We start from the raw sequence: 8,820 nt of genomic DNA, 5'->3' as shown, positions 1-8,820 counted from the left end.
CGAAGACGAAGCCGGTGCCGGCGGCCAGGGCGGCCGGCACCGGCTTCGTCTTCGACGCCCAGGGCCACATCATCACCAACAACCATGTGGTGGCCGACGCCGTGGACGGCGGCAGGCTCACCGCGACCTTCCCCGACGGCAAGAAGTACGAGGCCGAGATCGTCGGCAACGCCCAGGGCTACGACGTCGCCGTCATCAAGCTCAAGAACGCCCCCTCCGACCTCAAGCCGCTTCCCCTCGGCGACTCCGACAAGGTGGCCGTCGGCGACGAGACGATCGCCATCGGCGCTCCCTTCGGCCTGTCGAACACGGTGACGACCGGCATCATCAGCGCCAAGAACCGCCCCGTGGCCTCCAGCGACGGCAACTCCGAGAGCAAGGCGTCCTACATGAGCGCCCTGCAGACGGACGCCTCCATCAACCCGGGCAACTCCGGCGGCCCGCTGCTCGACGCCCGCGGCGCGGTCATCGGCATCAACTCCGCGATCCAGTCCACGGGCGGCGGCCTCGGCGGCTCCGGCCAGTCCGGCTCGATCGGCCTGGGCTTCGCGATCCCGATCAACCAGGCCAAGTACGTCGCCCAGCAGCTGATCAAGACCGGCAAGCCGGTCTACGCCAAGATCGGCGCATCGGTCTCCCTGGAGAACACCACGGACGGCGCCAAGATCACCGAGCAGGGCGTCGGCGGCTCCGCCCCGATCGAGCCGGGCGGCCCCGCCGACAAGGCCGGCCTCAGGCCCGGTGACGTCATCACCAGGCTCGACGACCGGATCATCGACTCCGGCCCCACCCTCATCGGCGAGATCTGGACCCACAAGCCCGGCGACAAGGTCACCCTCACCGTCAAGCGCGACGGCAAGGAGTACAAGGTCGACGTGGTTCTCGGGGCCCGCATCGGCGACGACTGATCCCGCGCGCGTGCCGGGGCCTCCCCGACAACTGATCCGCACATGTGCGTGACGACCGGTTAGTCTTGTCCCGCGCCGCCGGTCACGCGCGGCGCGGGGAGGTGTGCCCGAGCGGCCGAAGGGAACGGTCTTGAAAACCGTCGTGGCAGCGATGTCACCGTGGGTTCAAATCCCACCGCCTCCGCGGCACGAGCAGTGAGAGACGGCCCCCGACCTGGATGTCCGGTCGGGGGCCGTGCTCGTGTCCGGCCGCCGTCGCGGGCCCGTTCCTTCCCCGGCTCCCTGCTCGGCCGGGCACGGCCGGGGCACGGACTTCTCGGCCGGCAGGTGCTGTACGAAGCGGCTCCCGGGCGTGCTGAGGGCATGGCCCTCGTGGAACCGGCGACCGGACTGTGCGGGCTGATCACGTCTCCGGCATGCGAGGCGGGGTCCTCGGCCGTGTGTTCCCTGTCTCCGAGGGGTCCGTCCCCGAGCTGGTCCGTGCCGTGGCCCTGGAGGCGGAACGGGCCTGGAAGCAGTACGCCGTGCCGGGGGCGACCGGCCCGGGCACAGTGCCGGAGATCGCCCGGGCGATCTCGCCGACGGACCGCGAACAAGCCGTGCGGCTGATGGCCCGTCCGGCGGCCGGGGACCTCGCCCACCCCGGCCTGCCGCGCTGCGATCCGGCTCACGCGCGCCGAACGGCGGAGCGCGTTGCCCGCCTGCTGGGCCGACGGGCCGTATGGCACACGGACATCGGTGATCCGTCGTCCGGGATGCACACCTGGAGCCCGGTCACCCGCCATACCTTCGACGGAGCGGTGGCCGGTACCGGCGGGGGCTTCACCGTGGTCCTGGTGCAGGTGAGCGAGGACTGAGGGGCCGAAGGGCCGGAGGAGCCGCGGCATCGGCCGGCTCCGGGTGTCCTCGTGCGGTCCGGGAAAGGACCGGGAAGAGCCCCGGGAGGGCCCGGTGACGGGCCCGGGTCGGGAAGGGGTGGAAAGGGGCAGGAAGGACGGGGGGCGAAAGCCGCTGCGCCTGGCCGGTGCCTGTCACTCGAGCGGGACGGGGGCGACCGGGAGTTGTTCCTTGTGGAGCCAGGTGAAGGTGCGGTCCGGTTCGAGGCGGGCCTCTCCCCAGTGGATGACGTGGATGCCGTTCTCCGCGTCGGCCGTGAAGAACACGCAGACGAGCTTCGTCGACCTCCCCAGCTCCTCGAACGTCTCGCGCAGTCCCAGGTACTCCTCGGTCGCCAGGTCGTCGTCGACGTCGAACAGGCCGTCCTGGGCCTGCGGTCCGTGGGCGTGGAACAGCCGCCGGCGGGTGGGCGACGCGTTGGCGGGCAGGCGTGCGTGGATCAGGGGGCGCGGTCTGTTCGCGTACTTGAAGGGGAACAGGGCGTGGTCGTTGATCACGGCGTACTCGTATCCGCGGACGTCCCGTACCGGCTCCCCCAGCTCCCGTGCCGCGTCGGCCAGGCCCTCGCGCACGGCCTCGGCGAGGGCGGCACCGTAGGGGCTCCGCTTCTTCAGTCCCGCCGCTCTGTGTGCCGCGTGGGCCTTGGCGTGCGCCTTGGCCAGGCGCAGGGGGACCTCGGCGGTGAGCGCGCCCGCGTGCCGCCCGAACCGCTCGACCGCCCAGGCCGACGGTGTCACCGGATCGCGATCCGACACGGACATGCGGTGCCCCCTTTGCCCGATCACCCGCCTTCATCTGTGTGACATGGAGACGAACGGGGCACAAGGAGCGATCCGGCCATGAGCGGACCGCGCTCCTGACCTCGCCCGAGGCCTCGTGGACCGTCCGGCGGCCGGGCCCGGTCCGGCGGGACGCCTTCTGCGGCGGGGTTCCGGGACCCGGCGGTTCGGGCGGTCGTCCCCTTCCGGGTCGTCCCCTTCCGGGTCGTCCCCTTCCGGGTCGTCCCCTTCCGAGGGGGTACTCGCCCCCGCGCAAGGAATACGACGGACGATTCGGAGGAAGCGTCATGGCGACTCATCCCCGGCCGGACCTGGAAACCCATCCCGACATCATCGAGATGCGCAAGCGGCACGAGATGGCCGAACGTGCCGCGACCACTCCGAAGGCGCAGGCCCTCGAGGCCCTGACCCTGATCACGGGGCTCTACCTGGCCGCCTCGCCGTGGATCGCGGGGTTCAACAACCTCTCCACTCTGGCGGTCAACAACCTGATCGTCGGTGTCGCCTACGCCCTTCTCATGGGCGGTGGCCTCGGCCGGGCGTACGAGCGTTCGCACAGCAACGCGTGGGCCGCTTGTGTGCTGGGTCTGTGGACGATCATCTCGCCGTGGGTCGTGTCGGGTGATGTCAGCACCACCAGGACCATCGTCAACAACGTCATCGTCGGTGTGATCGCCCTGCTGCTGGCGCTCATGGCCGCCGCAGCCGCCCGTCCGGTGGACCGGCCGTCCCACGGGCGCTCTCCCATGGGGAGGTGAGCGCGTCCGGACCGAGGGCCGCAACCGGTTCCGCGGGGCGCGGCCGGCTGCGGGCGCCGTGAGCCTGCCGCCGGTGCCGCTCCTCGTGCCCTCGCGTCCTCGTGTCCCCCGTGTCCCCGTGTCCTCGTGCGGAGCCCGCGCCGCGGGGCCCTACGGCCGATGGCCCGTCAGGCGGGCCGCCGAGGCGACGGTGGCGCGGGCCTCGTGCGCGGACAGGCCGGTGTGCAGGGCCGCGTCGACCAGGGAGTCGGCGAGGGCGGGACCGATGCCGCTTTCGTAGGCGCGGCAGGCGGCCCAGAACAGGCGGCTGTTGCGCCGGCCCTCGTGGGCGGCGAGGACGAACTGCACCAGGCCCCGGCCGTGCCGGCCGGCCGAGGCCGGTGAGGGGCGGCGAGGGGGACGGGGCGGAGGAAGAAGGAGGCGCAGAAGGGCACGCGGACAGGGCGCGGGCGCAAGGTGCGCGGTGCCGGGAGCGGTGGTGTACACGCCGTGCCCGGTGCGGGAGCCGGGGCCGACCAGATAGCCGCCGGCGCCGCGGACGTCGATGCCGGGGGCCAGACGTCCGGCCGAGTTGGGCACGACGACGTCCGGCGGTCCGCTCAGCCACAGATGGCAGCCGCCGCTGGGGGTCAGGACGACCACGGTGGCGGGGAGGACGAACAGGTGGCGCCGGGCGAGGGCGCGCAGGGCGGCGGGGGCGTCCGTGCCGGCCTTGGTGTCCAGGTCGACGCCGATCAGATGGTGCGGGGGCAGTCCGCAGGCGATGCCGTAGCCGGTGGCCCAGGGGGCGGCGGCGAACAGGGCGCGGATGCGGTCCGGGTCGGTGGAGGCGTCGTACACACCGTGGCCGAAACGGCCGCACTCGCCGTGGCAGCGCGGGCCGGACGGATCCGGGTCGTCGCGGTGCGGGGAGCGCAGGGCCGGGAGTTTCGTCCGGGACAGGGGGAAGACGGCCAGGCCGCGCTCGGCTGCCGACAGCGCGTGGGCGAGAGCCGGTGTCCTGGCCTGCCGGTCGGTGGTGGCCATGACTCCATGGTCGTACAGGTGTTCGAGCAAGGGAAGGGGGCGGACGCGACACGCCGGGGAGGGGGACGGTGCGGACGGATTTTCGATGGGTGGCGGCAGCCCTTGCGGTGCTTGAGAAGAAAGGATCCCGTGCTGCTCCGCTGTGCGGCTTCCGGGCGGAAAAAGCGGCTCCGGAGGTTTGTCGACTTGTCCTCACGCTTGCGTGGGAACCGGGCCCTTCGAGGTGGTCCGCCGGGTTCCGGTGGGCAACCCTGATCTTGCGACGTCGCGGGAAACCCGCCGGGCAGCCGGCCGACTGCCCTGGTGACAGCCGTACTTCACAGTTCCACGTACGTCCGGCAGGACCGCCGGCACGTACCTCGTACTGGAGGAGCAACATGGCAAGCAGCCGTACCGGCCGCGTTCTCGCCGCGGTCGCGGCCGTCCCCTTGGCGGCCGCGCTCTTCACCGGCACCGCGGCCGCGGACACGGGAGCCATCGCGAGTGACGAATCCAATGCGGGTGTCGCGGGCGTCGTCGGCAGCGGGGTGGGTCGGGACAACAGCGGCAACTCGTCCACCACGGGGCAGCAGGCGGTCGGCACCGGCGCCTCGAACCGGAGCAACACCGCCCAGGTCGAGGGCGCCGCCTTCACGGTCGTCCAGCAGGGCGAGAGGAACGTTGCCGTCCACTTCTCCCCTCTGTGGTGAGCCGGGACGGGCCGGTGCGCACTTCGGGGACCCGCCACCGGCCCTGAACCCCTTGTGGGTGCTTGTGGGGACGTGACACACATCTGCGCGGCGGTGCTTCGGCCCGCCGCGCAGATGTGCTTTCCGGACGATGTGCTTCCCCGGCGGACGGGCTTCTCGGGGCGTGCTCCTCGACGTGCTTTTCGGGCGTGCTTTCAGGGGTGGCCCCGCAGGGGGTACGGTCCGCTCCTCCGTCTCCAGGAGGTGGGACGGGCCCCACCTCTACGACCTGAGACGGACCCCGCTTCGGGACCTGCGGGCGATCCGTCGCAGCGGGGGCCGCTCCTAGCGTGGAGCCATGACCACACCCGTCTGCATCAGCGCCTCGACCGCCACCGTACCGGCAGGCCGGACCGCGGCGTATCCGTCGTTCACGGCGTACGTACGGGCCCGGCAGCCGGTGCTGCTGCGCGCCGCCCGGTCACTGACCGCGAACCAGAGCGACGCGGAGGACCTGCTGCAGACCGCGCTGGTGAAGACGTACACCGCCTGGGAGCGGATCGAGGACCACCGGGCGCTCGACGGCTATGTGCGCCGTGCCCTGCTGAACACCCGTACCTCGCAGTGGCGCAAGCGGAAGGTCGACGAGTTCGTCTGCGGGGAACTGCCCGAACCGGAGCCGCCGGCCGGTGCGGCCGACCCGGCGGAACAGCAGGCGCTGCGCGACGCCCTGTGGCGGGCGGTCATGAAACTGCCCGTGCGGCAGCGGGCGATGGTCGTCCTCAGGTATTACGAGGACCTCTCCGAGGCGCAGACGGCCGAGGTGCTCGGCGTGTCCGTGGGGACCGTGAAGTCGGCGGTGTCACGGGCGCTCGGCAAGCTGCGGGACGATCCGGAGCTGGGCCGCGTGCGCTGATCCGCCCGCGGGACCGGCGGAGCCGCGGAACCGGTGGCCCTCGGGCGCGGACCGCACGGCGACGATGTGATCGATCAGCCGGGACTAGTGACATACCGCGCGGTATGTGCGCAGAATCTGCGCAACCTTTACTACCGCGTAGGCAATGTTGCCCGGGGAGGACGCCGTGCTGAGCACCATGCAGGACGTACCGCTGACCGTGAACCGCATCCTTGCCCACGGGAGGCTGGTGCACGGACGGTCCCAGGTCACCACGTGGACCGGTGAGGGCGAGCCGCAGCGGCGCAGCTTCGCCGAGGTGGGCGCCCGCGCGGTGCAGCTGGCCCATGCCCTCCGCGACGACCTCGGCGTCCGCGGCGACGACCGCGTGGCGACGCTCATGTGGAACAACGCGGAGCACGTCGAGACCTACTTCGCGATCCCCGCCATGGGCGCGGTGCTGCACACCCTCAATCTGCGCCTGCCCGCCGAGCAGCTGACCTGGATCGTCAACCACGCGGCCGACCGCGTGATCATCGTCAACGGCTCCCTGATCCCCCTTCTCGCCCCGCTGCTGCCGCATCTGAAGACGGTCGAGCACGTCGTCGTCTCCGGCCCCGGCGACCGCGCCCCGCTCGAGGGCTCCCACGCGCAGGTGCACGAGTACGAGGACCTGATCGCGGACAAGCCGACCACGTACGACTGGCCCGAGCCGGACGAACGCCAGGCCGCCGCCATGTGCTACACCTCCGGCACCACCGGCGACCCCAAGGGCGTGGTCTACAGCCACCGTTCGATCTACCTGCACTCCATGCAGGTCAACATGGCCGAGTCCATGGGCCTGACCGACCGGGACACCTCGCTGATCGTCGTCCCCCAGTTCCACGTCAACGCCTGGGGCCTGCCGCACGCCACCTTCATGACCGGCGTCGGCATGCTGATGCCGGACCGCTTCCTGCAGCCCGGCCCGCTCGCCGAGATGATCGAGCGCGAGAAGCCGACCCACGCCGCCGCCGTCCCCACCATCTGGCAGGGCCTGCTCGCCGAGCTGAACGCCCGCCCCCGGGACATCTCCGCCCTCACCCAGGTCACCATCGGCGGCTCGGCCTGCCCGGCCTCCCTCATGGAGGCCTTCGACCGGCTCGGTGTGCGGGTCTGCCACGCCTGGGGCATGACGGAGACCTCCCCGCTCGGCACCGTGGCCCATCCGCCGGCCCATGCGATCGGCACCGAGGAGGAGTTCGGCTACCGCCTCACCCAGGGCCGCTTCCCGGCGGGCGTCGAGGCCCGCCTGACCGGGCCCAACGGCGAACGCCTCCCCTGGGACGGCAGGTCCGCCGGCGAGCTGGAGGTCCGCGGCCCGTGGATCGCCGGCGCCTACTACAACGGTCCCGACGCCGAACCGCTGCGCCCCGCCGACAAGTTCACCGAGGACGGCTGGCTGAAGACGGGCGACGTCGGCACCATCAGCCCCGACGGCTATCTCACCCTCACCGACCGCGCCAAGGACGTCATCAAGTCCGGCGGCGAGTGGATCTCCTCCGTCGCTCTGGAGAACGCGCTGATGGCCCACCCGGACGTCGCCGAGGCCGCCGTCGTCGCCGTCCCCGACGACAAGTGGGGCGAGCGCCCGCTGGCCACCGTCGTCCTCAAGGAGGGCGCCACCGCCGACTTCGAGGCCCTGCGCACCTTCCTCGCCGAGGAGGGCGGGATCGCCAAGTGGCAGCTCCCGGAGCGCTGGACGGTCGTCACGGCGGTCCCGAAGACGAGCGTCGGCAAGTTCGACAAGAAGGTGCTGCGCCGGCAGTACGCGGAGGGGGAGCTGGACGTCACCCGGATCTGACGTCGCCCGGAGGCGTCATCCGGCCCCGACGCCCCCGGGGCCGGTGAGCGCACGGGCCGGGCGGGACACCCCGGGTTTCCCGCCCGGCCCGTGCGCGGTGAACCGCGGTGAACCGCGATGAGCACAAGGGGTGCGACGACCTGGTGCGCGGCGGAGCGGAGCGTACGGCCGCTAGTTGGTCCCGATGCGGGCCAGCAGATCGACGATCCGTTCCTGCACCTCGGCGCTGGTGGACCGCTCCGCCAGGAACAGCACCGTCTCGCCCGAGGCCAGCCGCGGCAGGTCCGCCTGGTCGACGGTGGCCGTGTAGACCACCAGCGGGGTGCGGTTGAGCTGCCCGTTCGCCCGCAGCCAGTCCAGGATGCCGGCCTGGCGGCGGTGCACCTGCATCAGGTCCATCACCACCAGGTTCGGCCGGAACTGTCCGGCCAGCGTCACCGCGTCGTTGTCGCTCGCGGCCCGCGCCACCTGCATTCCGCGCCGCTCCAGTGCCGTGGTCAGCGCCAGCGCGATCTCGGCGCGCTCCTCGACCAGCAGCACACGCGGCGGGTGCTGCTCGCTGTCGCGCGGAGCCAGGGCCTTGAGGAGGACGGCGGGGTCGGCGCCGTAGGCCGACTCGCGCGTCGTCTGTCCCAGACCGGCGGTGACCAGCACCGGCACCTCCGCGGCGACCGCCGCCTGCCGCAGCGACTGCAGCGCCGTGCGGGTGATCGGCCCGGTCAGCGGGTCGACGAACAGCGCGGCGGGGAAGGCCGCGATCTGCGCGTCCACCTCCTCGCGCGAGTGCACGATCACGGGCCGGTAGCCGCGGTCGCTCAGCGCCTGCTGGGTGGCGGCGTCGGGGGCCGGCCAGACGAGCAGCCGGCGCGGGTTGTCCAGCGGCTCCGGCGGCAGCTCGTCGTCCATCGGCTGCGGCTGGGGGGAGTCCGAGACCTCCACCGCGCCGCCCGGGCCGTCCAGCGGTTCGGGGCCCTCGGCGGCGTTCCGGTCCGGGGCGCCTATGGCGTACGACCGTCCGGCCCCGTCGGTGGCCCGGCCGGGCCACC

The 8,820-nt window shown here is 72.3% G+C and carries 8 protein-coding genes, 1 tRNA gene and 1 pseudogene; 7 read left to right on the top strand and 3 right to left on the bottom strand.

Going from position 1 to position 8,820, the window contains the following annotated elements; genetic code table 11:
* The 3 genes and pseudogenes from CCN35_RS21640 to CCN35_RS21630 form a co-directional block, all read left to right on the top strand.
* Positions 1-908, top strand: a pseudogene (locus tag CCN35_RS21640) (S1C family serine protease); the annotation flags it as partial.
* Between the two features lie 97 nt (positions 909-1,005).
* A tRNA-Ser gene (locus CCN35_RS21635) sits at positions 1,006-1,092 on the top strand.
* Positions 1,093-1,348: 256 nt separating this feature from the next.
* Positions 1,349-1,765 carry a hypothetical protein gene (locus CCN35_RS21630; protein WP_143631718.1) on the top strand — a complete coding sequence of 139 codons (417 nt, stop codon included), beginning with the start codon at positions 1,349-1,351 and terminating at the stop codon, positions 1,763-1,765.
* A gap of 174 nt (positions 1,766-1,939) precedes the next feature.
* Here the strand turns inward: CCN35_RS21630 and CCN35_RS21625 are convergent, their stop codons facing one another.
* Positions 1,940-2,566: a hypothetical protein gene (locus tag CCN35_RS21625; RefSeq protein ID WP_067399669.1), complete on the bottom strand. Its 627-nt coding sequence runs from the start codon at positions 2,564-2,566 to the stop codon at positions 1,940-1,942.
* Between the two features lie 305 nt (positions 2,567-2,871).
* Between CCN35_RS21625 and CCN35_RS21620 the strand changes: the two genes are divergently transcribed.
* Positions 2,872-3,342 (top strand): SPW repeat protein, encoded by a 471-nt coding sequence (locus tag CCN35_RS21620; RefSeq protein WP_211285559.1) that lies wholly within the window; start codon positions 2,872-2,874, stop codon positions 3,340-3,342.
* Positions 3,343-3,492: 150 nt separating this feature from the next.
* Here CCN35_RS21620 and CCN35_RS21615 read toward each other — a convergent pair whose 3' ends face one another.
* A complete protein-coding gene (locus tag CCN35_RS21615; protein ID WP_067399676.1) occupies positions 3,493-4,368 on the bottom strand; it encodes a bifunctional DNA primase/polymerase in 876 nt (291 codons plus the stop codon).
* Positions 4,369-4,745: 377 nt separating this feature from the next.
* Here CCN35_RS21615 and CCN35_RS21610 point away from each other — a divergent pair, with 377 nt between their 5' ends.
* The 3 genes from CCN35_RS21610 to CCN35_RS21600 all read left to right on the top strand — a co-directional run bounded on the left by CCN35_RS21610 (position 4,746) and on the right by CCN35_RS21600 (position 7,774).
* On the top strand, positions 4,746-5,057 hold the full coding sequence (locus tag CCN35_RS21610) for a hypothetical protein (protein ID WP_067399680.1): 312 nt from the start codon (positions 4,746-4,748) through the stop codon (positions 5,055-5,057).
* A gap of 337 nt (positions 5,058-5,394) precedes the next feature.
* Complete coding sequence (locus tag CCN35_RS21605; protein ID WP_086793969.1) at positions 5,395-5,952, top strand: SigE family RNA polymerase sigma factor; 558 nt, start codon at positions 5,395-5,397, stop codon at positions 5,950-5,952.
* 166 nt (positions 5,953-6,118) lie between these two features.
* Entirely contained in the window at positions 6,119-7,774 is a 1,656-nt protein-coding gene (locus tag CCN35_RS21600) for a long-chain fatty acid--CoA ligase (RefSeq protein ID WP_067399685.1), read from the top strand.
* A 171-nt stretch (positions 7,775-7,945) separates the two neighbouring features.
* Here the strand turns inward: CCN35_RS21600 and CCN35_RS21595 are convergent.
* A partial coding sequence (locus tag CCN35_RS21595) for a response regulator (RefSeq protein WP_143631715.1) occupies positions 7,946-8,820 on the bottom strand: 875 nt, incomplete at its 5' end.

Source organism: Streptomyces thermovulgaris, assembly GCF_002155915.1.
In the GTDB taxonomy this organism is placed as follows: Bacteria; Actinomycetota; Actinomycetes; order Streptomycetales; family Streptomycetaceae; genus Streptomyces; species Streptomyces thermovulgaris.
Note: the sequence above shows the minus strand (reverse complement) of the source record. Positions and strands in the feature narration are given on the sequence as shown.

Coding starts and splice junctions, on each gene's coding strand:
- CCN35_RS21610 (WP_067399680.1), top strand. CDS start 4,746: ATGGCAAGCAGCCGTACCGGCCGCGTTCTCGCCGCGGTCGCGGCCGTC.
- CCN35_RS21625 (WP_067399669.1), bottom strand. CDS start 2,566: ATGTCCGTGTCGGATCGCGATCCGGTGACACCGTCGGCCTGGGCGGTC.
- CCN35_RS21620 (WP_211285559.1), top strand. CDS start 2,872: ATGGCGACTCATCCCCGGCCGGACCTGGAAACCCATCCCGACATCATC.
- CCN35_RS21615 (WP_067399676.1), bottom strand. CDS start 4,368: ATGGCCACCACCGACCGGCAGGCCAGGACACCGGCTCTCGCCCACGCG.
- CCN35_RS21605 (WP_086793969.1), top strand. CDS start 5,395: ATGACCACACCCGTCTGCATCAGCGCCTCGACCGCCACCGTACCGGCA.